At 38.1% G+C, this 23,301-nt stretch carries 18 protein-coding genes and 3 pseudogenes; 11 read left to right on the top strand and 10 right to left on the bottom strand.

Going from position 1 to position 23,301, the window contains the following annotated elements:
• Positions 1 to 5 precede the first annotated feature (5 nt).
• The 4 genes and pseudogenes from A3835_01340 to A3835_01325 all read left to right on the top strand — a co-directional run bounded on the left by A3835_01340 (position 6) and on the right by A3835_01325 (position 5,275).
• On the top strand, positions 6 to 1,151 hold the full coding sequence (locus tag A3835_01340; protein ORI09040.1) for a poly(A) polymerase: 1,146 nt from the start codon (positions 6 to 8) through the stop codon (positions 1,149 to 1,151).
• Between the two features lie 74 nt (positions 1,152 to 1,225).
• Entirely contained in the window at positions 1,226 to 1,705 is a 480-nt protein-coding gene (locus A3835_01335) for an RNA methyltransferase (protein ID ORI08962.1), read from the top strand.
• Positions 1,702 to 3,105, top strand: a complete 1,404-nt coding sequence (locus tag A3835_01330) for an endonuclease (GenBank protein ID ORI08961.1) — start codon at positions 1,702 to 1,704, stop codon at positions 3,103 to 3,105. The genes A3835_01335 and A3835_01330 overlap by 4 nt, the downstream gene beginning before the upstream one ends.
• Before the next feature lie 152 nt (positions 3,106 to 3,257).
• A pseudogene (locus tag A3835_01325) lies at positions 3,258 to 5,275 on the top strand (glycine--tRNA ligase subunit beta).
• 44 nt (positions 5,276 to 5,319) lie between these two features.
• On the opposite strand, the pseudogene A3835_01320 reads toward A3835_01325, so the two are convergent.
• The 6 genes and pseudogenes from A3835_01320 to A3835_01295 all read right to left on the bottom strand — a co-directional run bounded on the left by A3835_01320 (position 5,320) and on the right by A3835_01295 (position 12,781).
• Positions 5,320 to 6,889: pseudogene (locus A3835_01320) on the bottom strand (hypothetical protein).
• A gap of 75 nt (positions 6,890 to 6,964) precedes the next feature.
• A complete protein-coding gene (locus tag A3835_01315) occupies positions 6,965 to 7,252 on the bottom strand; it encodes a competence protein ComEA (GenBank protein ORI08960.1) in 288 nt (95 codons plus the stop codon).
• Positions 7,253 to 7,261: 9 nt separating this feature from the next.
• Positions 7,262 to 9,190: a penicillin-binding protein gene (locus A3835_01310; GenBank protein ORI08959.1), complete on the bottom strand. Its 1,929-nt coding sequence runs from the start codon at positions 9,188 to 9,190 to the stop codon at positions 7,262 to 7,264.
• Entirely contained in the window at positions 9,187 to 9,729 is a 543-nt protein-coding gene (locus A3835_01305; protein ID ORI08958.1) for a septum formation inhibitor Maf, read from the bottom strand. Before A3835_01305 ends, A3835_01310 begins: the two co-directional genes overlap by 4 nt.
• On the bottom strand, positions 9,726 to 10,226 hold the full coding sequence (locus A3835_01300; protein ORI08957.1) for a 3-isopropylmalate dehydratase: 501 nt from the start codon (positions 10,224 to 10,226) through the stop codon (positions 9,726 to 9,728). The genes A3835_01305 and A3835_01300 overlap by 4 nt, the downstream gene beginning before the upstream one ends.
• A complete protein-coding gene (locus A3835_01295) occupies positions 10,223 to 12,781 on the bottom strand; it encodes an alanine--tRNA ligase (protein ID ORI09039.1) in 2,559 nt (852 codons plus the stop codon). Before A3835_01295 ends, A3835_01300 begins: the two co-directional genes overlap by 4 nt.
• Positions 12,782 to 12,946: 165 nt before the next feature.
• Here A3835_01295 and A3835_01290 point away from each other — a divergent pair, with 165 nt between their 5' ends.
• From A3835_01290 to A3835_01280, 3 genes are read left to right on the top strand one after another with little or no spacing between them, the layout of a single operon-like run.
• The gene (locus tag A3835_01290; GenBank protein ORI08956.1) at positions 12,947 to 13,816 is read left to right on the top strand and encodes an oxidoreductase; all 870 of its coding nucleotides are present in this window, start codon (positions 12,947 to 12,949) and stop codon (positions 13,814 to 13,816) included.
• 26 nt (positions 13,817 to 13,842) lie between these two features.
• Positions 13,843 to 14,769 (top strand): ferrochelatase, encoded by a 927-nt coding sequence (locus tag A3835_01285; protein ID ORI09038.1) that lies wholly within the window; start codon positions 13,843 to 13,845, stop codon positions 14,767 to 14,769.
• A 50-nt stretch (positions 14,770 to 14,819) separates the two neighbouring features.
• Positions 14,820 to 15,281 carry a response regulator gene (locus tag A3835_01280; GenBank protein ID ORI08955.1) on the top strand — a complete coding sequence of 154 codons (462 nt, stop codon included), beginning with the start codon at positions 14,820 to 14,822 and terminating at the stop codon, positions 15,279 to 15,281.
• Between the two features lie 53 nt (positions 15,282 to 15,334).
• Here the strand turns inward: A3835_01280 and A3835_01275 are convergent, their stop codons facing one another.
• From A3835_01275 to A3835_01260, 4 genes are read right to left on the bottom strand one after another with little or no spacing between them, the layout of a single operon-like run.
• On the bottom strand, positions 15,335 to 15,802 hold the full coding sequence (locus A3835_01275; GenBank protein ID ORI08954.1) for a phosphatidylglycerophosphatase A: 468 nt from the start codon (positions 15,800 to 15,802) through the stop codon (positions 15,335 to 15,337).
• An 8-nt stretch (positions 15,803 to 15,810) separates the two neighbouring features.
• Positions 15,811 to 16,989: a sulfate adenylyltransferase gene (locus A3835_01270; protein ORI08953.1), complete on the bottom strand. Its 1,179-nt coding sequence runs from the start codon at positions 16,987 to 16,989 to the stop codon at positions 15,811 to 15,813.
• On the bottom strand, positions 16,970 to 17,860 hold the full coding sequence (locus A3835_01265) for a hypothetical protein (protein ID ORI08952.1): 891 nt from the start codon (positions 17,858 to 17,860) through the stop codon (positions 16,970 to 16,972). The genes A3835_01270 and A3835_01265 overlap by 20 nt, the downstream gene beginning before the upstream one ends.
• A complete protein-coding gene (locus tag A3835_01260; protein ID ORI08951.1) occupies positions 17,857 to 18,975 on the bottom strand; it encodes a bifunctional 2-C-methyl-D-erythritol 4-phosphate cytidylyltransferase/2-C-methyl-D-erythritol 2,4-cyclodiphosphate synthase in 1,119 nt (372 codons plus the stop codon). The genes A3835_01265 and A3835_01260 overlap by 4 nt, the downstream gene beginning before the upstream one ends.
• Positions 18,976 to 19,123: 148 nt before the next feature.
• Between A3835_01260 and A3835_01255 the strand changes: the two are divergent.
• The 4 genes and pseudogenes from A3835_01255 (at position 19,124) to A3835_01240 (ending at position 23,266) form a co-directional block, all read left to right on the top strand.
• Positions 19,124 to 20,421: pseudogene (locus A3835_01255) on the top strand (thiamine biosynthesis protein ThiC).
• Positions 20,415 to 21,515: a sodium:proton antiporter gene (locus A3835_01250; GenBank protein ID ORI08950.1), complete on the top strand. Its 1,101-nt coding sequence runs from the start codon at positions 20,415 to 20,417 to the stop codon at positions 21,513 to 21,515. The pseudogene A3835_01255 and the gene A3835_01250 overlap by 7 nt, the downstream one beginning before the upstream one ends.
• A 137-nt stretch (positions 21,516 to 21,652) precedes the next feature.
• The gene (locus A3835_01245; GenBank protein ID ORI08949.1) at positions 21,653 to 21,919 is read left to right on the top strand and encodes a hypothetical protein; all 267 of its coding nucleotides are present in this window, start codon (positions 21,653 to 21,655) and stop codon (positions 21,917 to 21,919) included.
• 9 nt (positions 21,920 to 21,928) lie between these two features.
• Positions 21,929 to 23,266 (top strand): hypothetical protein, encoded by a 1,338-nt coding sequence (locus A3835_01240; protein ID ORI08948.1) that lies wholly within the window; start codon positions 21,929 to 21,931, stop codon positions 23,264 to 23,266.
• The last annotated feature ends 35 nt before the right edge of the window (positions 23,267 to 23,301 follow it).

Genomic DNA, 23,301 nt, shown 5'->3' with positions numbered 1-23,301 from the left:
ACTGCCTGACGGATGAGAGATTGCAAAATTTAAAAATCAAAAATGAAATTTATAAAAATAGCGAGCTAGACTTTTTTAGATCGCTATTTGCTCCTTTTTCATCGCGCGTTTATCTAGTTGGCGGGTGCGTGAGAGACGCTCTTCTTGGGCGAGAAATTTATGACTACGATATTGAGGTCTATGACATCGAGCCTACCAAGTTTGATGAGTTGATGGCTAGCATAGGAGCGAGCGGTGTTGGCAAAAGCTACTTCATCTACAAATACAAAAACTACGATATTGGGCTTCCAAGAAGCGAGAGCAAAACTGGAAATTCACACAAAGACTTTGCAGTAAGCTATATTAACGATCCCAAAATGGCGAGCCTTAGGCGAGATTTTACAATAAATGCCATAATGATGAATATCTTTAATGGAGAAATTTTAGACTTTTACGGTGGGAAGCAAGATCTAGCAAACAAGATATTAAGGCACATTGATAGTGAAAAATTTAAAGAGGATCCACTAAGGGTGCTTAGAGGAGTGCAGTTTAGCTCAAGGCTTGATTTTAGTATAGCAAACGAGACGATAGCTCTTATGAAAAGCCTTAGTTTAGAGCATCTAAGTAGAGATAGGATAAATACTGAGCTTATTAAATTTTTTCGTGCAAAGCATCTTGAAAAAGGAGCTTGCTATCTTTTTGAGCTTGGACTTTTTAAAGAAATTTTTGGTATGCAAATTTCTATGGACGATGGATTTTTAAGCGATCTTAAGAGTGCTAGAGAATTTGTGGATGATGAGAGGCTATTTTTGTATCTTTTGTTTGGCAAATTTGAGCTTGACGCAAATGAAATTTTAGAGAAAATGCGTCTGCCAAAGAGCTACTTTTCTATCTTAAAGCAGCCTTATTTTAAGGACATGCCAATCGATAAAGAGCTAATGCAAATAGCTCTAAATATGCCCATAAAATCATGGCTTGGAGCTTATAATAAAGAGCGGATAGAGCGTGCTGTGAAGCTTGGAATTTATGAGGCAAAATTTGACGCGAAAGTCGATGTGGCAGAAATTTTATCAGCTGGTTTTAAAAACGAAGAAATTGCAAAAGAGATAAAACGTAGGCAAGAGCTTGAAATTTCAAAATATCTAAGCGAGCGTAAGCCTAGAAAAGATTAGTCTTTAAAACTCTTAAAAGCCCATTTTGGCTAAAATAGGCTAGTTTATAACACTTTTTAAGGCAAAGAAAGCTTATGTTTAACATAGTCTTAGTTTATCCTCAGATACCGCAAAATACTGGAGCTATCGGTAGAATGTGTGTTAATGCAAATTTAAAGCTACATATCGTTAAGCCCACTGTGTTTGATCTGAGTGAAAAGGCTGTTAGACGAGCAGGGCTTGACTACTGGAAAATTTTAAATCCAAAAATTTGGGATAGTTTGGAAGAATTTTTAGAAGCAAACTTAAGCCACAAGGATAGATTTTTCTTCGCTACTACAAAGACAAATAGGCTTTACTACGAGGCCGAGTTTAAGCCAGGAGATTTTATATTTTTTGGTGGCGAGAGTACTGGACTGCCAAGAGAATTTATGGATATAAATTTTAAAAATGCCATAACCATACCAATGGGAAAAGAGGGCAGGAGCTTAAATTTAGCTATGAGTGCTGGCATTATCGCGTATGAGGCGATCAGGCAAAATATCACTGAATTTGACTTTAGGAGTGAGATTTGAGAGTAGTTTTTGCTTTGTTTTTTACCATTTTGGTGGCATTTGCGAGTGAAATTAGCATCGCAACTTATAATGTGCAAAATTTATTTGATTGCAAAGATGATGGTAGCGAGTATCTTGATTTTAAAGTAGGTGTATCAAAATGGGACTGCGAGGCGGCTGATTCAAAACTACAAAGAACAAGACAAGTCATAAATGCACTAAATACTGACATTATCGCACTTCAAGAGATCGAAAATGAACAGGTTTTAAAAGCTCTAGTAAGTGATAGCGAGTATAAATTTATAAGCTTTACAAAGGAGAAAAACTCGCCTGTTGGGCTTGGGCTTATTTCAAAGTTACAGCCAATCGGCAGTGAAATTTTTAAAGTTCCAAACGTAAAGACGAGAAATATTTTAAAGGTTATTTTTGAGACGGAAGGTAAGAAATTTAGCATATTTGTAAATCACTTTCCAACTTATAAAAATGGTATAAATATGCAAAAAAAGGCTGAAAAAACGTTAAGAACAGCTCTTGGTAAAGAGAAAAATGCGATTATTTTGGGTGATTTTAACTCGCCCTTTGGACAAAAATCCATTCTAAATGACATCATTGCAACGAGAAATTTTTATGATCTTTATAAAGAGCTTGATCCAAAAGATAGATATTCTCACGCAGTACATGGCAAAAAAAGAGCGATCGATCATGTTTTGCTTTCATCTAGCTTTATGGAAAATGGCGATCTAAGTTATGTTAGTGGCAGTTTTGAAGTCTTTAAACCAAACTTTGCAGTCGATGAAAAAGGCTTTGCAAAGAGCGACCTTTACTCGGATCACTTTGCATTAAAGTTTAAAATTTCAACTGATCCAAGCCCAGTAAAAAAAGGCTTTGTGAGTAAAATTTTTAAAAAAGATGAAAACAAAGCCAATAAAAAAATAAGCGAACAAAACTATAAGACGGCTGATGTGGATACGCTTTTTGATCACCCAGAGGCAGTTCCAGCAGTGATTGAAAAAGCGGTTGTTATCTTAAAAGATAAGCATGGCTTTATTATCTCGAAAAATCACCGCGGAATTTATGTTTATGATCCTAAAAATAGCGTTACTGTAGGCGAAGAGCTAGATATTTTAGTAAGGCGAATGAAAATTTATAAAGATGCGCTTGAAGTTAGCTCTTATGAGATCACAAATGAGCACGGCACAAAAGATATTAGCGAAAATTTACTAGATGCATCGCAATTAAGTGAAGCTAGAAGTGGCGATGTCTTTGCTAAAATTTCGGGCAGACTAGAGAGAGGCTATCTGCATACACCATACGGTAAGATCAGGGTTTATAGTAAGAAAAAGCTAAAAGATGGCGAGTATAGTTTTGAAAATGCGAGAGTTAAAATTTATAAGAGGGAAAACCAAATCTTTGTGGAGTAGAGAGTGCAAATTTTAGATATTTTTATGATTACGGCGTTTGTTTTATTTCTTATTTTTATGATAAGAGGCGTCATTTTGCAGTCACAGGAGAAGGAGAGGGCAAGAAAAATGGTAAGAGAAAAAAGAGAAAATTTTAATAAAAAGAGTGAAATATGAAAGAGTTATTGTTAGAAATCGGAGTTGAGGAGCTTCCAGCGATACCCTTTTTAAGGGAGCTGCCAAATATCAATGCTAAATGGCAGGCTGTACTTGAAAAATATAATCTTGTAAGCCCTTTTAAATTTTATTATACGCCGCGTCGTTTGGTCTTTTTTCATGAGAAATTTCCACAATCTCAGCCTGATAGCGTGGCTAGCTTTATCGGTGCGCCAAAGCAAGTGGCACTAAAAGACGGAGCATTTACAAAGGCAGCACTCAGCTTTGCAAATAAATGCGGCATAGATGAAAGTGAGCTTAAATTTAAAGAGATAGACGGCAAAGAGGTGCTTTACTACGAAAAAGAGGTGAAGGGCGAGCTGGTTGCTAAGATAATGGGTGAGATGGTTGAAGAGTTTTTAAAGAGCCTTAGCTTTGGCAAGTCTATGCGCTGGGGCAACGGCGAGTTTGAGTTTATCCGCCCGATAAGATCGTTTTTATGCTTGCTTGGAGATGAGGTCATTAAATTTAACAAATTTGGCGTAGAGAGCAGTAACTCTACCTATCCTCACAGAAGTATCAGCTACGACAAGATAAAAATTTCAAATATAAAAGAGTATTTTGAAGGCTCAAAGAGCCGTGGTGTCGTGCTTGAAGCAGACGAGAGAGAAAAAATAATCCTTGATGAGTTTGAAAAAATTAGCCAAAAAAGCGGGCTAAAGATCGAGATCGATATAGATCTATTGGCTGAAGTTGTGGCGATCACCGAGTATCCGACAGCACTTCTTGGCTCATTTGAAGAGGAATTTTTGGAGGTGCCAAGCGAGGTCATAATCACTTCCATGAAAGAAAATCAGCGCTACTTCCCAGTCTTTAAAGATGGTAAGCTCGCAAATGGCTTCGTTGTCGTTAGCAACGCCATCACAAAAGACTACTCACTCATCATCAAGGGCAACGAAAAGGTGCTAAGGGCAAGGCTAAGTGATGCGATGTTCTTTTGGCAAAGCGACCTAGCGCACGAATTTAGCCCAGAAAAACTAAAAAATATAACCTACCTAAAAGAGCTTGGAAGTATCTATGAAAAAGAGCTTAGAGAGCTAAAAGTGGCCAAAAAACTTGCTAGCAACTACGACGAGCTACTCAAAAAAGAAGCTGGCAAGTATGGAGCCAAGCTTGAGCGAGCTGTGATGTTAAGCAAGGCTGATCTTACAACGCAGATGGTTTATGAGTTTACCGAGCTTCAAGGTATCATGGGCGCTTACTATGCAAAGGCTAAAACGAGGATAAAGACGTCGTTCTAGCCATAAAAGAGCAGTATTTGCCAGACGGCGAGGAGGCGCAGTGCCCAAGTAAGGCATTTAGCTCGGTTGTGGCGCTTTCAAATAAGCTTGATACGCTAATGGGGCTCTTTAGTATCGGCAAAATCCCAAGCGGCACAAAAGATCCATACGCTCTAAGACGTGCGGCTAATGGCGTGATAAAGATCGTTTTGGCGCATAATTTGAAATTTAATATAAAAGAAATTTTAGAAGATATCGCAAAAGAGTATAAGAAATTTGATGTTGAAGTGCTTATGAATTTCATCCTTGATAGACTCTACACTTTCTTTGATGCAAACGCTTCTATCGTAAAAGCGTGCATAAAAAGTGGTGAAAAGGATATCTTGGAGCTAACTAAGATAATAGAGGCACTTGCTAAAATTTCAAGTGAGCCAAGTTTTAGGGAGAATTTCTCGACATTTAAGCGCCTTGCAAACATCATAAAAGATGATAAATTTAGCAAGGTGAACGAGAGTCTCTTTGAGATAGATGCTGAAAAAGCCCTAAATGATGCATTTAGTGCAGTTGATAAGAGCCTTGCATACGAGCCAAGATTAAAGGCACTATTTGCTCTAAAACCACAGATCGATGAGTTTTTTGACAAAGTTATGATAAATGTTGAAAATGAGAAAGTGCGAAATAATCGCATCGCGGTCATCGGTCAAATTTATAGTGAGATACTAAAAGTAGCTGATATAAAAGAGATCAGCTTTTAAATTTGCGCCAGCTTCAGGCTTTGCCTAGGCTGGCTTTAAATTTACTATCTGAAAATATCAAATTCTGGCTTATAGGCCTTAGTTTTTATTCCAAAATATCCAAGAACTGAGCTAAATATAAAATCATGCGAAAGACTTTCGTTTTTTCTAGCTTTTAGCCTTTTTAAAAGCCCACTATCGCTTGAAAAGACGATGGCTGGGATGTGTTTTTGCTCATCTGGAGCGATGGAATAAGGCAGACCATGTAAATATATACCGTTTTCACCTAGGCTCTCCCCGTGATCTGAGAAAAAGAACATGGTGACTTCAAATTCATCTTTTCTTGCTTCAAGGGCGTTTATTAGCTCGCTTTGTAGATAGTCCTCATATAAAATAGTGTTGTCATAGGTATTTGCTATCTCATCTGGCGTGCATTTATTTAGCTCGGCAGTATCACAAGTTGGGGTAAATTCTTTAAATTTGCTTGGGTAGCCTTTGTAGTAGATAGGGCCGTGCGAGCCTTGCAGATGTAGCACGATAAAGGTGGTGGAATTTGCATCTTTGATGACCTTTTTGGCCTCATCAAATATCACTTCATCAAAGCCTTCTGCTCTATGATCTGAAGTATGGTTTTGATCAAGATTGTCGCAAACGCCCTTGCAGCCGCCGCTATTGTTGCCAAAAAAGTATGTTTTTATTCCAAGTTTGTTGATGATATCAACTAAATTTTCACGAGCTTTAGCTTCGCGGTTGCTAAAATTTTCTCGCTTTAAGTCTGAAAATAAGCAAGGCACGCTAGTCTCCGTGGCTGTTCCACATGAGTAGAAATTTGTAAAACTTACCACACCTTTTTGTTTAGTAAATTTATTCGTATCGTTTTTGGCGTAGCATTTAGTGAGTAGTTTCTGCTTCTTTGCGTCTCGCCAACTATCAAAACTAAAATTTTCTTTTTATCATCAGCTAGTACCGCATCATCTGCTACATAAGTAAAAGGTAGTGGTTTTTGTGTGATCGATTTTACTAGCTTTGCAGCCGAGTAGATGGGATAGTATGGGAGTAATGCGGTCCTTAAATTTGAGTGTTCTCTAAAAAATGGTATAAAAATTTTAGACGTTAATGAAAATATGATAGCTATCGCAACTATAGAAAATGAGATAATTTTTGCTCTTGATTTAAGCTCATTTTTGAAACTACCATAGTTAATTTTTACAAATGATACATATACGCAAGGTAAGATGGTTGTAAAAATTATCCAAAAAACTAAACCTGTGCTAAAGTAACTAAAGGCTTCTTTGGTATCGGTGTGTAGGACGTTTAATAACATATCTTTATCTATAATAACACCATATGCTTGCATAAAGTAAACAGATATGCCACTTGCTAAAATCAAAATAATTGCAACTGGCTTTAGCAAAAAAGGCACAAATAAGATACAAAAAATACTAGCAAAAACCAAGATAAAGACAATTGCAAATATAAGAAAAAAGAATATAGAAAAAGAGAGTTGATTATTTTGTAGAAAGCCTAAAAAACGCCTTTGTATAAAAAGATATAATTTATAAAAAATATGTAAGCAGTAAATAAAACCAGAAACTTTAAAAAACCGATATTTTTAAATTTATTAATATTTAGCATCTTTTCAGCCTTTGTAAAAGCCATAATAATAGGACTCAAATGTAAATGGCTAGAAATTTCAAATAAAAAATAAGATTATTTTTTCTTGCCTTTAGAGCTTTTTACTTCAGATTTTTTTACTTTTGTATTCTCTTTTATACTAAGTTTTGCCTTAACTTTTTGCATATCGTTAAAGCCAATACCTTGGATTTTTTCAAGCTCATCGATGCTTTTAAATTTATGGGCTTTTCTGTATTTTATAATGTTTAACGCTTGGCCTTTGCTTAGCCCAAGCTCCATCAACTCGTTTTTGCTGGCCGTATTTAGATTAGCGCCATATGCAATACTTGCGACTACTAAACAAAGTAAAATTTTAATCCACATCTTATCTTCCTAAAATAATAATCCATCATTTTCTTGATCTTGTATGATGTCATTTGCTGGTATATTTTGAGGTAGTGGTGAGTCGTTTGTGTAGTATTCGTCACTGCCACCATAATAGCCTTTATAAACACCATCTGGCTGCTCAAATGCACGTCTTAAAGTAGGATAAAGCTTAATGTAGCCTTCCATAAATTTCTTAAACACAGGTGCGGCTGTTCTACCACCACCCTCAATCTTTTTCATAGGGCTGTTGTCGTCATTTCCGTACCAGATTATTGCTTCGATATCAGGTGAGTAGCCACAAAACCAAGCATCGATGTTATTGTTTGTTGTGCCGGTTTTGCCTGCTATTTGGATGCCATTTATTTTAGCGTTGCGTCCAGTACCGTTATTTACGACATTTTGAAGAAGTGTCGTCATCAAAAATGCCTGCTCAGGTTTTAGCACTTGCTTTCTTTGTGGTTCATAATCCATCGAAGCCCCAAAGCTATTTTCTATATGCTTAATAAGTGTTGGCTCAACCATCTCGCCCTCATTTGGGAACATCGAGTAAAATTTTGCAAAATCAAGTGGCGAAATCCCAAAACTTCCAAGTGCGATAGATAAATTTTCTGGGATATCGTTAAAGCCCATATCAGTAAGCTGTTTACGAACTGAGCTAAGACCAAGGTCGTTTAGCAAATTTATGGTTGCGAGGTTACGCGACTGGGTTATGGCTGATTTTATAGTGATATAGCCTTGAAAACCGCCGCTATAGTTTTTTGGCGTCCACTCTTTGCCGTTACCCATGTCAAATGTCCTGGCGATATCAGCTACTTGAGAGACTACTGAGTAGCCGCTATCAAGGGCTATTTGATAGATAAATGGCTTAAAGCTAGATCCTGGCTGGCGCTTACTTTGAGTGGCACGGTTATAGCTGCTTTTTGTGTAGTCAATACCGCCAATTAGTGCCAAAATTTGACCACTTTGTGGATGAGTGACTACTATAGCTCCATTTAGGATTTCTGCATTTGCTTTTTTATCGCGCTTTAAAATTTCATTGTAGCCATAGACTAGAGCTTCTTGAGCGATCTTTTGAACATTTAGATCAACTGTGCTTTGTATCTTATAACCACCAGTTTTTATATCGTCAAATTTCTTTGAAGCCTCTTTTATTATCTCATCGACTACGTAAGGAGCTTTATTCCTTGTGAGTGTATCGTCAAAGACCGCTGGCTCTTCAAGCACGCCCTTGCGGTACTCATCCTCATTTATCCAGCCGATACTATACATTCTCTCAAGCACTCTATTTGCACGGCTAAGTGATAGGTCAAGGTGCTTTGTAGGATCATAGGTGCTTGGAGCCTTTGGCAAGCCAACTAGCATGGCAACCTCTTTTATGCTTAGCTCATTTAACTCTTTTCTAAAATACCCCTCAGCTGCTGTTTTTATGCCGTAGTAACCATGTCCAAAATAGACATGATTTAGGTATCTTTCGATGATATCTTCTTTGCTAAGCTCGCTTTCAAGCTTCATGGCAAGCACGATTTCTTTTATCTTTCTTGTAAATTTCTTCTCACGGCTTAGAGCTAAATTTTTAATGAGCTGTTGTGTTAGTGTTGAAGCTCCCTCGACTAGTTTTCTGGCCTTGATATCTTTTATGGCAGCTCTTGCCATAGCTTCTACGTTTATGCCACCATGCTCAAAGTAGCTCGTATCCTCAATAGCCACAAGTGCTTCGATGACACGCGGCGGGATGTCGTTATACTTTACGTAAATTCTATTTTCTTCAAAGATATTTGCAATGAGTTCGTTGTTTCTATCAAAAATTTGCGTTGTAAGCTTTGGTTTATAATCAATAATAGCGTAAGCATCAAATCTAACTTGTGAATAAAAATATAAAAATGCTCCGCCAAGTGAAATGGCAACTATAAAGATAAATGCCAAGATATATTTCATAAAAATGCCTTTAATATTTTTAAATTTAGTCCCATGGCCGTGCTAGTTTCGCCGTGTTGGGAGATGATGTATTTTTTATTAAAATTTTCTATCGTCATGGCTCCAGCCTTGCCTTGCCACTCATTATTTTTTATGTATTCATTAAGGTCATGCTCATTAAATTTTTTAAATCTATACGTAGTCTTACTTACGTTTATAAGCTCAAATTCGCCTAAAAATATCATCGCCGTATAGATGCTGCATTTGTTGCCACTTTGTAAATTTAGCATAGCAATCGCTTCTTTTTCGTCCTTTGCTTTACCTAAAATTTTATCTCCACACGCCACACAGCTATCTGCAAAGAGCAAATTTTTAAGACCTATATTTTCTTTTAAAAATTGCTTTTTTTTAGCTTTTACGACATTTTGGACATAAATTTCAGGCTTTACGTTCTTTTCTATCTTACTCTCGTCAAACTGGAAAGAAATTTGAGTGAAATTTATACAAGCATCTTTTAATAAATTTGCCCTTGTTGGTGAGCTTGAAGCAAGTGTTATCATAAAAATACCTTATAACTTATACCAAGATAAATAGCTGCTAGCGAAGCTAATAAATTTAATGGTGTGAAGTAATAAATTATAACGATCAAACTCTCGTTTAGCTCGATCATTTCATGCGATCTTAGTGCTTTTAAGGCCTTTTTGTATCTATAAAATATATAGCTTAAATTTAATAGCAAAAATAGTTCTATTGCGCATTTTGTTGCCACCATTGCACTTGCCATAGGATTTGTCAAATTTGCATCATAAAATCCAAAAATTATAACTATGCTTGTCGCTATCACGCAAAGGATTAGTATGAAAATCGCAATGCCAAAGCGTCTTATAATGTGAAGTAAGATGTGGTAGCGTTCCTTGTCTTCAAATTTATTTTTTATAAAGTAGCTTCCAACGAGCACAAGACCGGCTTGTAGCCCCACAAAAAGAGCTACAAAACATACATGCAAAAATAGTACTACTTGGTCAAATTTTATAAAAGCTATATCGTAATGACTCATTTTTCTAAGGCTTGCCTTGCGTATCCAAATGAATCTTTTATCGCATCTTCTATCATTGATGCATTTTTGCCACCAGCTGTTGCAAAGTCATCTTTACCACCGCCATTGCCGCCTAGAATTTGTGCTGCAAATTTTACCCAAGCACCAGCTTTTAGTGGAGCATTTTTGACTCCAGCTGCAAGAGAAATTTTGCCACTCTCATCGGCTTGGATTAGCAAAATAGCAGCACTTTCATGCTCATTTTTAAACTCGTCTATCAAGGTTTTTATATCTCCACCATCTACGCTTGTGACGCAAAGTTTGGTTTTATTTATATCTAAATAGACTAGCTCATGAGAATTTTTAGCATTTTTTAGTTTATCCTTTAAAACTCTTAGCTCATTTTTTAGCTTTTTGACCGCATTTAGTGGCTCGGCGCTCTTTAGCTCATCTTTTAGCTCGTCAAGCTCAGCTCTAAAAGACCTTGCTAAATTTAGCGCAGCCCTTGAGCAAACAGCCTCTATGCGCCTAACACCAGCACTTACACCACTCTCTTTTGTGATGAAAAACGATCCGATCTCATCTATATTTTTAACGTGTGTACCACCACAAAGCTCTTTGCTGACATTGCCAAAGCTAACGACTCTCACATCATCAGCATATTTTTCATTAAATAGTGCAATAGCTCCACTATTTTTAGCATCTTCAAGCTTCATAAGTTCTGTTTTTGAGTTAGCGCCATTTAGTATCCACTCATTTACCAAATTTTCGACCTTTGAAATTTCTTCGCTAGTAAGTGCTTTTGGATGGGAGAAGTCAAACCTTAGCCTATCTGCTTCTACACTTGAACCAGCTTGAGCAATATGCGTGCCAAGCACGCTTCTAAGGGCTGCATGAAGTAAGTGTGTAGCGCTGTGATGACGTGCAGTTTCTGCTCTATCGCTAGAAACTTCAAGCTCTACTTCATCGCCAACTTTTAGTGCCACGGTAGTTTTTACTAAAGATAAATTTAGCCCATGAAATTTTTGCGTATCAATCACATTTGCTTTACCAATTATCTTACCGCTATCGCCGCACTGGCCGCCACTTTGAGCATAAAATGGAGTGACGTCAAACATCACCCAGCCCTCTTTGCCAGCATCTAAACTATCTACATTTTTAAATTCTTCATCAAGCAGGGCTAGAATTTTACTTTTGCTCTTAAGCTCTTCGTAGCCTATAAATTTATTTTCGCCAAATTTTTCAAGTAGCTCTTTAAAGTCGCCCTTCGCGCTCTTGTCGCCACTGCCTTTCCAAGCAGCTTTTGCGCGTGCTTTTTGCTCGCTCATAAGCTCATCAAACCTTGCTTCATCGACCTTTAGACCCTTTTCTCTAAGCATGTCAGCTGTTAGATCAAGTGGAAAGCCAAATGTGTCATAAAGCTTAAACGCAGCCTCTCCACTAAAAATTTCTTTTGTATTTTTTAGCTCGCTCTCAAATAGCTCTAAACCGCTTGCAATAGTCGCTAAAAATCTCTCTTCTTCAAGCTTGATCTGCTCTTTTACAGCCGCTTTTTTATCGTTTAGATAGGTGTAGTGTCCGCCCATGAGCTCGCAAACTTTATCGACAAGCTTATACATAAATGGCTCTTTTATGCCTAGCAAGTATCCATGGCGGATCGCACGGCGTAAGATGCGGCGAAGCACGTAGCCACGGCCTTCTTTATCAAATGTCGTGCCTTGAGCTAGCAAAAATGTGACTGAGCGGATGTGGTCGCTTATGACGCGGTAGCTAGCGCCACTTTCATAGGCGTAAGGCTTGCCGCAAAGCGCGGCTACTTCGTTTATAAGCGGCATAAAAAGCGAGCTGCCGTAGTTGCTAAATTTGCCTTCCATTATCGCCGTGACGCGCTCTAGACCCATGCCCGTGTCGATGCTAGGCTTTGGTAGCGGAGTTAGCTTGCCGTCGCTGCTGCGCTCGTACTGCATAAAAACCAGGTTCCAAATTTCAAGAAATCTATCGCCGTCGCCGCCCATGTAGTCCTCAGGCGTGTTAAAGTGCTCGCTGCCTTGGTCGTAGAAGATCTCCGAGCACGGTCCGCATGGCCCAGTATCGCCCATCTGCCAGAAGTTATCATGGTCGCCAAAGCGGTAAATTCTCTCTTTTGCGATGCGAGTACTCCAAATTTCAAACGCCTCATCGTCGCTCTCGTGAACGGTTACATAAAGCTTATCTTTTGGCAGTTTTAGTACTTCTGTTACAAATTCCCAAGCGTAAGCGATCGCCTCTTTTTTAAAGTACTCGCCGAAGCTAAAATTTCCCAGCATCTCAAAAAACGTGTGGTGGCGCGCGGTGTAGCCGACGTTGTCTAGGTCGTTGTGCTTGCCGCCTGCGCGGATGCAGGTCTGACAGCTCGTGCGAATAGGTGGTGTTGGGCGCGGTACTTCGCCGGTGAAAATGCTTTTAAACGGCACCATACCCGCGTTTGTAAAAAGTAGCGTAGCGTCGTTTGGCACTAGGGGTGCGGACGCGACGATCTCATGACCTTTGCTTGCGAAAAAATCAAGATATGCCTTTCTTATATCTAAACTTTGCATTGTTTCCTCATTAATCTTAAAATTTTGTTTGATTTTAGCCAAAAATCGTTTGTAAATTTATAAAAAATACAAAATTAATTTTCACTTAAGATATTTGATAAATTTATTTGTTTAAAAGCGATTTGCAACTAAAATAGCCTAAAAAATAGAACTAAAAGGCTTTTGGTGAAACTTAAAATTGGTATTGTTGGATACAATCTAGTTGGCAAAAGGCACTATATGGAACTTAGACGTTCCGACAAATTTGAAGTTTGTGGAGTTTTTGATAAAGAAAATAGAGATGAATCTTGCAGGGCTCCATTTTTTGATGAATTTAAGGAATTTATCGAAGTTGCTCAGCCACAAGCCATTGTACTTTGTTTGCCACAACACGAGATTGTAGAGGCATTTTGTCAGTGTGCAAAATATTGTCAAAATATATTGATTTCAAGGCCTATATTTAAAAGCGTAAGCGAATTAAAAGAGATCAAATATGCCTCAGTTGTAAATAAAGTAAGAGTTTGTACTGGTGTTGATGAACGTTTTAATCCAACCATTGTTTCACTAAAAAAGGCGCTTTTAAAAGAAGAAGAAATTTACAGTATCTCAATCGCTCATTTTAAACCGCTTTGCGAGGGAAATATTATAAATGAGCTTTCACTTTGCGATATAGATCTTACTAAAAATTTAGTAGGTAGCGAAGTCTGCAACTTCTTTTATACTCAGGCAAATAAAACCAATACTAAAATATGTGATAATGTTGGAATTAACATTAAAATGAAAAATCAAATTTTGGTGAGCATTACTGATTCTTTTTGTGGCTCTTTAGAACGTTTTAAAATAGAAGTAAATGCCAAAGAGGGTGTTTATTTTGGTGATCTTATTGATTATAAACTTCACAGAGTAAATGAAAATGGTCAGATGAATTTAAAAACCGATCCTTTAAACAATGAAATAAAAGCCCAATATGATGCCTTTTATGACCTTTGTCAAAGCGGCGAAAACATCGAACTTTCAAGTATTGACGATGCTATAAAAATTAAGGAGTTATTTTGAAGAAAAAGGCACTTTTGCTTTTAAATATGGGTGGTGCAAATAACCTTGATGATGTAGAAATTTTTTTAAAAAATATGTTTGATGATCCATATATTTTGGGCATAAAAAATAAATTTTTAAGAAAACTTGTAGCTTTTATGATAGTAAAAGGTAGACTAAAGGCCGCACAGCACAACTATAAACAAATCGGTGGCAAGTCGCCTATTTGTGAGCTTACAAAAAAGCTTTGCGATAAAATTTCAAGCTTTGAAAATGAGTTTAGTGCGATTGATTTTGCGATGAACTATACTTCGCCTTTTACAAAAGAAGTGCTGAAAAAATATGAAAATTTTGATGAGATAGTACTTTTGCCACTTTATCCTCATCACTCTAAAACCACGATATCTTCTAGTTTGGATGATTTTAAAAAAGCAAAAGACGAACTGGGGGTTAAGGCTAGAATTTTACTTTGCGATACCTTTTATGACGATGAGAACTATAATAAAATCATAATTTCCCACATAAATAAAACCATAAGTGGTATAGACACAAGCGATGTAAGCTTAATTTTTTCAGCTCATTCACTGCCTCAAAGTCATATTAAAAAAGGCGATGTCTACGAAAAGCATATAAATGAGCATGTACAAATTTTAAGCAAAATGATAAAAGAGCAAGGGCTAAATTTTAAAGATATAAGTCTGGCTTATCAATCACGTCTTGGTCCGGTAAAGTGGCTAGAGCCTTCACTGAATGAAGTTTTGGCTAAGTGCGATAACAAAAAAGCTCTTGTCTATCCGCTCTCTTTTTGTATTGATAACTCTGAGACCATTTTTGAGCTAGTTATTGAGTATGCAAAGATTGCAAAAGAGCTAAATTTTAGCTTCTACAAGGTTGTTTGGTGCCCAAATTTTAGTGATGAGTTTGCTAGTTTTATCTTACAAAAAGCAAAAACAGCCAAAGAGATTAACTTTTAGGAATAAATCTTGCTTATAAAATATATCTCAATACAGTAAAAAGGAGATATATGAAGGTACAAAATAACGACATAATTGATTATTTATTGCAATCAGGCTCAAGCAAAACTAAGTATAAAAAAAATAGTTTTGATGAAATTTTAAGCCTTGCTATGGATAAGATCGCAAGCGATGCAAAAATTTCAGATAAAGTTGAACAGTTTAAAAAAAGACTTACTGAAATCGGTGCAGTTGGTTTTATAAGCGAGCTAAATTCTAACAAGATAGAAGAGAAAATAGCCCAAAAGAAAAAGGAGCTAACAGAACTTCTAGGCATAGATGATCCCGCAAAAACACAGGATCAAAAAAATGAGCTACTTAAGATAATGGATAAAATTTTGAGCGATTATCGCAAAGAGCTAAATGTAGCACTTGCTAATCAAGCTCTGCTAGAGAAGCAAAAAAATCTTAATAGTAAGAGTAGTAGCTCGGTTAATCTAAGTTCTGTTTTAAATGAGCTAGGACTTGCTTAAAATTTATATAAAAGATATTTAAGCCTATATAACTTTGCCAAAAATCTATATTTTTACGGCAAAGTTATGCCAAATTTTATAGCAGCCCCGTATATTATTGCGCTAATTAATCCAGCAAAAAAACCAGCCACCATATCATCGCCCATTACGCCAAGGCCACCTTTTACATTGCGGTCGATCCTACCTATTATAGAAGGCTTTTTGATATCAAGCACTCTAAAAAGCACAAGCGAGAGTATGAGTTGAGAGATCGTAGCTCCACTAATGGCAATAGCAAGCCAAACTCCAGCAACTTCGTCTATAACGATAAAACTTTCATCGTGAGAATTTATCTTTTTTTCAAAATCATCTATAACACTAATGCTTATCAAAAAGAGCAAAATACTAGCTAGAAAAAGCGTGGTTGATGATAAAAAATAAAGCACAAAATAAGCTACCACAGCGCCAGCTATAGAGCCCCAAGTACCAGGCGCTTTTGGCAAAAGTCCAAATCCAAAAAAAGTTAAAAATAGTTTTTGCATAAATTTCCTTAAGTCATCGATGATGTTTGATAAAGCTTCATAAGCTCTTCGTAAAAGTCGCGGTCAGTTTTGTTTTCAAGTAGTCCTGAATTTACGAAAAGGTCATCGCAAAGCTTTTGCACGTCTTTGAATCGATTTGTAAAGAGTTTGCTTAAAACCAGTGCAGAAATTTCTGGCCTCACAAGAATAGCTGGAGGCATAATGCCGTTAAATAGCAGCTCCTTGATAACATCTGGATGATATTTGATCTGATGATGTTGTCCGTGCGGACAACTTTTAGTGCTAACTAGCGTCTTGCATTTGTTGCAATAAACTAGCTCTGGCAGTACGATTACCTCTAAATTTAGGTCGTTTTTATAAATATCAAGAATCGTATGAGCTTCATTGTGATCAAAAAACATTCCAATTCCTGAGTGGTTTTGTCCGATGACTAGCTTATTTGCTCCAAATCTTGAAGCAGCGATGCACTCAAGTGTTGGGTTTGCATGTGAGCTAAAAAGAGTCGTATTTTTTAGAGCAAAGACAAAGACCTTTTTTATCGGTAAATAATTTTGTATAAAATAATCTAGCACTTGCTTTCTAATCTCGTAATCAACGTGCTTTTCTTCGCGTGTTCGTATTAAAAAAATGATTACTAAATCAGCTTTGTCAATAGTCATTCTAACAAGGCGCTCGTGAGCTCTATTAAATGGATCGGCCGTTAAAAAGACAGCCGTTATCTTTTTGGCGCCATCTTCTTTTATTAGATCATTTAGTGCGTTTTTGCTTATTTGCATACTTTCATCATAAAGCTCAAATTCGCCACTAATACCGTATTTGCCTAAATTTAGCTCTTTATCATTGCTGGCTTCGTTTGCTAAAAATATATTTTTAGCTCTCATGCTCTCGTCAAATTTAAAAACCTTAGCAACATTGATGTGTCCAACGATCTTACCATCAAGATTTAGATTTACCTTTTGTCCAGGAACAAGCTTGCTAGCAATATTTTGATTTAGCTCGCCAAATGGAGCAAATCCAAAAGAATACGGCATCGGCTCGCCATTAAAATAGCCTTTTTTGCTCACCTCTTTTATCTGTTCATCGTCCATCAGCGAGTCATAATCTGAGAGAATTTTATTTTTTATTAGCTCCAAAGCACCAAAAACTTCGGTATTGATTGAAATTTCGCTATTTTTTCTTGCTAACATCGTATTTCTTTCTCTTTTCCCAAAGTGATTTTCTAGAAATTCCAAGCTTTTTACTAAGCTCAGTATCTGGGAATTTGTCTTGATAATTAACGATTATGTATTTGATATATTCATCGATAGTGACGATCTCATCTATACTAAAATCTTTATTGGCAAGTGAAAGTTTAAGCTCATCAAATGGAGCTTTTTGTGCAAAATCGCTAGTTGAGATCGCGACCTTTTTCTTTTTGCAAATTTCTAAAATTTTCTCTTTTTCTTCTTGTTTTAGCTCCTCTAAATTTGTCATATAGATTAGCTCGTCACCATTTTTGGCTAGTGCCTTTTCAAGCTCAGAGAAACAGGCTTTGCCTAAAAATAAAAATGGTAATTTGCAAGCTTTTACGTAGCTAAATATAAATTTATCGCTGTATCCGCTTTTGCTCGATTTTAAAAGCAGTGGAAATTTTATCTTTTTTGCCTCAAAGCTAGAAATTTCGTACTCTTTTAAAGCGTAATTTACGTAGCTTTCATAGTTTTTGATCTCGTTTTTGAAATTTCTAAATTCCTCAAAATGCTTTATCTTTCTAACTAGCTCTTCTATCATAAATGGCTTTTGGATGTAATCAACCGCACCTGCCTGAATCGGTTTTAGCACAGTGTCACTATTGATATAAGCGATTAATAAAATGATGATAGAGCTTTTAAATTTTTCGATAACAGGGTAAAAATCCTGCCCTGGAAGTGTGGTAGAAAGTAACACTACATCAAAATTTTCAAATTTTAAAGCCTCTTTGACGCTTTTAGCGATCTCACAGTCGTAGCCAAAATCAGCTAGTTTGCTAGCCATCGAGCCAGCTAGGTAAATTTCATTTTCTACTATTAAAATTTTCATATTTGCTTCCAGTTATAAAATTTAAGGCTTGCACTTGCCATTACAGCGATCCCTTCGCATCTGCCTACAAAGCCAAGACCTTCAGTAGTCGTTGCCTTTACATTTATGCGGTTTTGGCTTAAATTTAGAGCTTTTGCGATATTTGCCTCCATTTTTGACTTTAGTTTTGAAATTTTTGGTTTTTGTGCCATTATCGTGATATCAGCGTTTGTTAGCACAAAGCCCACACTTTGCACCATTTTGTAAGCTTCCTCAAGCAAGTAAATGGAGCTAATATCTTTAAATTTAGCATCCGTATCAGGAAAAAGCTCGCCTATATCGCCAAGTCCAGCAGCTCCCAAGATAGCGTCAGTTAGCGCATGAAGTGTCACGTCGCCGTCGCTGTGAGCCTTTAGTCCAAACTCATAGTCGATCTTCTCGCCACAAAGAATCAAAGGACGACCTTTTTCAAACTCGTGCACATCAAAGCCGTTTCCCACAAAGACTTCATTTTCGGGCTCTTTTAAAGCAGAAATTTTGGCAAGATCCTCTTTGTAAGTGATCTTTCTTGCCATCTCATCACCTAAAATTTGCCATACGCTTGCGCCAATGGCTCTCATGGCCGAGCTATCATCTGTGTAAATTTCACTGCTACTAAGAGCTTTTTTAAGAAGTGCTGTGCGAGAAAGTTGTGGTGTTTGGATAAGCTTTACCTTATCTCTATCAACCACATTTTCGCCAAGATAAGTGGTGTCTGCGATCTTTAGCGCTGGAACTACACAATCGGCTTGACTCGCTGCCTCTATAATCTTGTGAAAAAGCTCGCTTGAAATGCAAGGGCGAGCGATGTCGCTAACCAAGACAAATTCGCTATTTACTAGCTTAAGTGCGTTTTTTAGGCTATCTTGTCTAGTTTCGCCGCCATCAACAAATTTATAATTTGGAGCAAATTTTGACATATATTTGCACTCTTTGCTAACGACGATTATCTCTTTAAATGTGTAAAAGTTACTCAAATTTTTAGTAGCAAATAGCCAAAGTGGATCGCTTCCTATTCGAAGCCATTGCTTCTTTACTGGTAGCTCAAAACGGCTAGAATTTCCTGCTCCAAGCATTATAAGTGATATATCAAGCAAGATAACTCCTTTGAAAATTGTTACAGAATTATACATCTCAAAACTTCAAAATTTCTTTTTAAAAAAGTAAATTTTTAAAAGCTTATTTAGTTAGTTTAAATCAAAAAAGGACTAAAATGAGGTTTTTAAAAATTTAAAAAGGCCTTATATGAGAGATAAGACGCAGATGTATTATGCTAGGCGCGGCGAGATAACGCAAGAGATGAGCTATGTGGCAAGGATCGAAGGGCTTAGTGAAAATTTGGTGATGGATGAGGTGGCAAAAGGTAGCATCATCATCCCAGCAAATATAAATCATAAAAATTTAAAGCCAATGGGCATAGGCAGAAAGCTAAAGACAAAGGTCAATGCAAATATCGGCAACTCAAGCTAAGTAGTGACATTTGCGCAGAGCTTAGAAAGCTTGAAATTTGCCTAGAATTTGGCGCCGATACGGTTATGGATCTAAGTACGGATGGCGATTTGGATGCCATTAGAAGTGCGATCATTGAGCATTCAAGCGTGCCAGTTGGCACAGTGCCTATGTATGAAATTTTAAAAGAAGCAAAAGAGGTTACTAATATTACAAATGAGCTCATTTTAGAGATACTTGAAAAGCAAGCAAAGCAAGGAGTTAGTTACTTTACGATACACGCTGGCTTTTTGCGTGATTTTTTGCCGCTTGTCAAAAAGCGTAAAATGGGCATAGTAAGCCGTGGTGGCAGTTTAAGTGCAAGCTATATGTCAAAGTTAAATAGACAAAACCCATTTTATGAAATTTTTGATGAAATTTTAGAAATTTGCGCAAGACATGATGTATCTCTCTCGCTTGGCGACGGACTTCGTCCAGGATGTCTTTATGACGCGACAGATGAGGCACAGCTTAGCGAGCTAAAGGTGCTTGGAGAGCTTACGCTTCGTGCATGGGAAAAAGATGTGCAAGTGATGATCGAGGGCCCTGGTCATGTGCCATTAAATCAAATTGAGTATAATATGAAAATTGAACAAGAGCTCTGCCATGACGCCCCATTTTACGTGCTTGGGCCGCTTGTCTCAGACATCGGTGCAGGATACGATCACATCACGTCAGCCATAGGTGGCACAATGGCAGCATACCACGGCGCTAGCATGCTTTGCTACGTGACGCAAAAAGAGCACCTTGGCTTGCCAAACGAAAATGACGTAAGAGAGGGCATCGTAGCTCACAAGATAGCAGCTCACGCCGCAGACGTCGCACTTGGCAAGGCGGGAGCGATAGAAAAGGATCACGAGATGAGCGATGCTAGATATGCATTTGACTGGAACAAGCAGTTTGAGCTAAGCTTTGATCCAAAAAAGGCTAGAGAGCTTCACGATGAGAGCTTGCCAGAAGAGGCGTTTAAGAGTGCTCATTTTTGTTCGATGTGCGGACCAAAATTTTGTGCATATAAAATTTCAAAAGATCTAGAAAAAGGAGAAAAATGTTAAATAAAGAAGAGGTCTTAAATAGACTAAAAGGTGTTATTTATCCTGGTTTTGAAAAAGATATAGTTAGCTTTGGCTTTGTAAAAAATGTTGAAATAGGCGAGAAAATTTTGATCGATGTCGAGATAGTTAGCTCAAGCTCTGATGTGGCAAACGAGTTAAAAACGGATATCAAACGTGTCATGGGCTCAAATGAGTATGTGCTAAATTTGATCCAGCCAAAGATGCCTGAAGAAAAAAGTAACACTCAAAGTGGCAAAAACATCGCACCGCAAGTTAAAAATTTCGTAATGGTAAGCTCAGGTAAAGGCGGCGTTGGTAAATCAACCACGACTCTAAATTTAGCCATCTCAATGGCAAAACTAGGCAAAAAGGTTGGAATTTTGGACGCTGACATCTACGGACCAAACATCCCAAGAATGCTTGGCGAGGTAAATACTCAGCCGCAAGTAGTAGGCAACAAACTAAAACCAATACTCAGTCACGGCGTCGAGATGATGAGCATGGGCGTTTTGATGGAAGAAGGCATGAGTCTTATTTGGAGAGGTTCGATGATTATGAAAGCGATCGAACAGCTGTTAAAAGACGTGCTTTGGAGCGAGCTTGATGTCTTGTTTCTTGACATGCCTCCAGGAACGGGTGACGCACAGCTAACTCTAGCTCAAAGCGTGCCAGTAACGGCAGGCGTCTGCGTCACAACACCACAAGTGGTAGCGCTTGACGATAGTAAACGTGCGCTTGATATGTTTGAGAAGCTTCACATCCCAATCGCTGGCGTCATCGAAAATATGAGTGGTTTCATCTGCCCAGATAATGGCAAAGAGTACGACATCTTTGGCAAAGGTACGACTGAAGAGGTGGCAAAAGCTTATAACACTCAAATTTTAGCTGAAATCCCTATCGAACCAGCTGTTCGCGTGGGTGGCGATAATGGCAAGCCAGTTAGCTTTTACGAGCCAAACTCAGTCACTGCAAAACGCTACGAGAGTGCGGCTGCTAGACTTTGGGAAGTGATAGAAAATATAAATAGTGATGGCGGAGTTGATAACTCAGCGATCCAACCAGTAAATGACGGCAAAAGTGCTTGCTCGAAGTAAAATTTACAAAAGATAAAATTTAGAGCAAATTTTAAAATTTGCCAGTTTGAATTTGGCTACCAAAATTTAGCTTTGCTTGATGCTTGGCTTAAATTTTGGAGCCAAAATGCAATCATTTAAATTTAATAGGAGAAAACATGAAAGCGATCGTAACCGTAGTCGGAAAAGATAGAGTCGGCATCGTTGCTGGCGTCTCAGCAAAGCTTAGCGAGCTAGGGCTAAATATAGATGATATCTCACAGACTATTTTAGATGAGTTTTTTACGATGATGGCAGTGGTTTCAAGTGAAGAAAATAAAGACTTTACGGCCTTAAGAGCAGAACTTAACGAGCTTGGAGAGAGCCTAAAAGTAAAGATAAATATCCAAAGTTCTGCTATCTTTGATGCGATGCATACAATCTAAGGAAAAACAATGGACATCAAAAACGTAACCGAAACGATCTCGATGATCGAAGAGCAAAATTTTGACATCAGAACGATCACGATGGGCATTAGTTTGCTTGACTGCATCGATCCTGACATCAACAAAGCTTGCGACAAAATTTACACAAAAATCACCACTAAAGCCAAAGACCTAGTCAAAGTGGGCAATGAAATTTCTGCTGAGCTAGGCATACCAATCGTCAATAAAAGAGTGAGCGTGACGCCTATCTCGATAATCGGCGCCGCAACGGACGCAAAAGACTACGTAATGATCGCAAAGACGCTTGATAGGGCGGCTATTGAGGTTGGTATTGATTTTATAGGTGGTTTTTCAGCTTTAGTTCAAAAGGGCTATCAAAAGGGCGATGAAATTTTGATAAATTCTATTCCACAAGCACTTTCTCAGACTTCAAAAGTATGTGCAAGTGTCAATGTCGGCTCAACGAAAACCGGCATAAATATGAGCGCGGTGCGTGATATGGGACGCATCATAAAAGAGACAGCAGCAGCTTCAGAGATGGGTTGTGCTAAGCTTGTCGTTTTTGCAAACGCAGTCGAAGATAATCCTTTCATGGCTGGTGCATTTCACGGCGTGGGCGAGGCTGATGTGGTGATAAATGTCGGCGTTTCTGGCCCAGGTGTGGTAAAAAGAGCCCTTGAAAAGGTGCGTGGCGAGAGCTTTGACGTGGTAGCTGAGACTGTGAAAAAGACGGCGTTTAAGATTACTCGTATCGGTCAGTTAGTTGGTCAAATGGCGAGCGAGTGCCTTGGGGTTAAATTTGGTATCGTCGATCTCTCTCTTGCTCCAACACCAGCCGTGGGCGACTCGGTAGCTCGCGTGCTTGAGGAGATGGGGCTTGAGGCTGTTGGTACGCATGGCACGACAGCGGCACTTGCTCTGCTAAATGACGCTGTCAAAAAAGGTGGTGTCATGGCGTGCAATCAAGTGGGCGGCTTAAGCGGTGCGTTTATCCCAGTCTCAGAAGATGAGGGCATGATAGCTGCGGTGCGCGCAGGATCGCTAAATTTAGAAAAGCTTGAAGCGATGACAGCGATATGCTCAGTTGGACTTGATATGATCGCCATACCTGCGGACACGCCAAGCGAGAGTATAGCTGCGATGATCGCTGATGAGGCGGCTATCGGCGTGATAAATCAAAAAACAACGGCCGTTCGTATCATACCTCTTGGACGTGAGGGCGATATGATCGAGTTTGGCGGCCTTTTAGGAAGAGCGCCTGTGATGAAGATAAATAAGGCCTCAAGTGCTGACTTCATCGCTCGTGGCGGACAAATTCCAGCTCCAATTCATAGTTTTAAAAACTAATCTTCGAAGTCCGCTTTAAATTTGCGGACTTTTTC

It is taken from the genome of Campylobacter concisus (assembly GCA_002092835.1).
Taxonomy (GTDB): domain Bacteria; phylum Campylobacterota; class Campylobacteria; order Campylobacterales; family Campylobacteraceae; genus Campylobacter_A; species Campylobacter_A concisus_K.
Note: the sequence above shows the minus strand (reverse complement) of the source record. Positions and strands in the feature narration are given on the sequence as shown.

What these genes read in the sequence shown, in the direction of transcription:
- A3835_01335 (ORI08962.1), top strand. Translation starts at nt 1,226, where the DNA reads ATGTTTAACATAGTCTTAGTTTATCCTCAGATACCGCAAAATACTGGA.
- A3835_01315 (ORI08960.1), bottom strand. Translation starts at nt 7,252, where the DNA reads ATGTGGATTAAAATTTTACTTTGTTTAGTAGTCGCAAGTATTGCATAT.
- A3835_01310 (ORI08959.1), bottom strand. Translation starts at nt 9,190, where the DNA reads ATGAAATATATCTTGGCATTTATCTTTATAGTTGCCATTTCACTTGGC.
- A3835_01305 (ORI08958.1), bottom strand. Translation starts at nt 9,729, where the DNA reads ATGATAACACTTGCTTCAAGCTCACCAACAAGGGCAAATTTATTAAAA.
- A3835_01300 (ORI08957.1), bottom strand. Translation starts at nt 10,226, where the DNA reads ATGAGTCATTACGATATAGCTTTTATAAAATTTGACCAAGTAGTACTA.
- A3835_01295 (ORI09039.1), bottom strand. Translation starts at nt 12,781, where the DNA reads ATGCAAAGTTTAGATATAAGAAAGGCATATCTTGATTTTTTCGCAAGC.
- A3835_01285 (ORI09038.1), top strand. Translation starts at nt 13,843, where the DNA reads ATGGGTGGTGCAAATAACCTTGATGATGTAGAAATTTTTTTAAAAAAT.
- A3835_01280 (ORI08955.1), top strand. Translation starts at nt 14,820, where the DNA reads ATGAAGGTACAAAATAACGACATAATTGATTATTTATTGCAATCAGGC.
- A3835_01275 (ORI08954.1), bottom strand. Translation starts at nt 15,802, where the DNA reads ATGCAAAAACTATTTTTAACTTTTTTTGGATTTGGACTTTTGCCAAAA.
- A3835_01270 (ORI08953.1), bottom strand. Translation starts at nt 16,989, where the DNA reads ATGTTAGCAAGAAAAAATAGCGAAATTTCAATCAATACCGAAGTTTTT.
- A3835_01265 (ORI08952.1), bottom strand. Translation starts at nt 17,860, where the DNA reads ATGAAAATTTTAATAGTAGAAAATGAAATTTACCTAGCTGGCTCGATG.
- A3835_01250 (ORI08950.1), top strand. Translation starts at nt 20,415, where the DNA reads ATGTTAAATAAAGAAGAGGTCTTAAATAGACTAAAAGGTGTTATTTAT.
- A3835_01245 (ORI08949.1), top strand. Translation starts at nt 21,653, where the DNA reads ATGAAAGCGATCGTAACCGTAGTCGGAAAAGATAGAGTCGGCATCGTT.
- A3835_01240 (ORI08948.1), top strand. Translation starts at nt 21,929, where the DNA reads ATGGACATCAAAAACGTAACCGAAACGATCTCGATGATCGAAGAGCAA.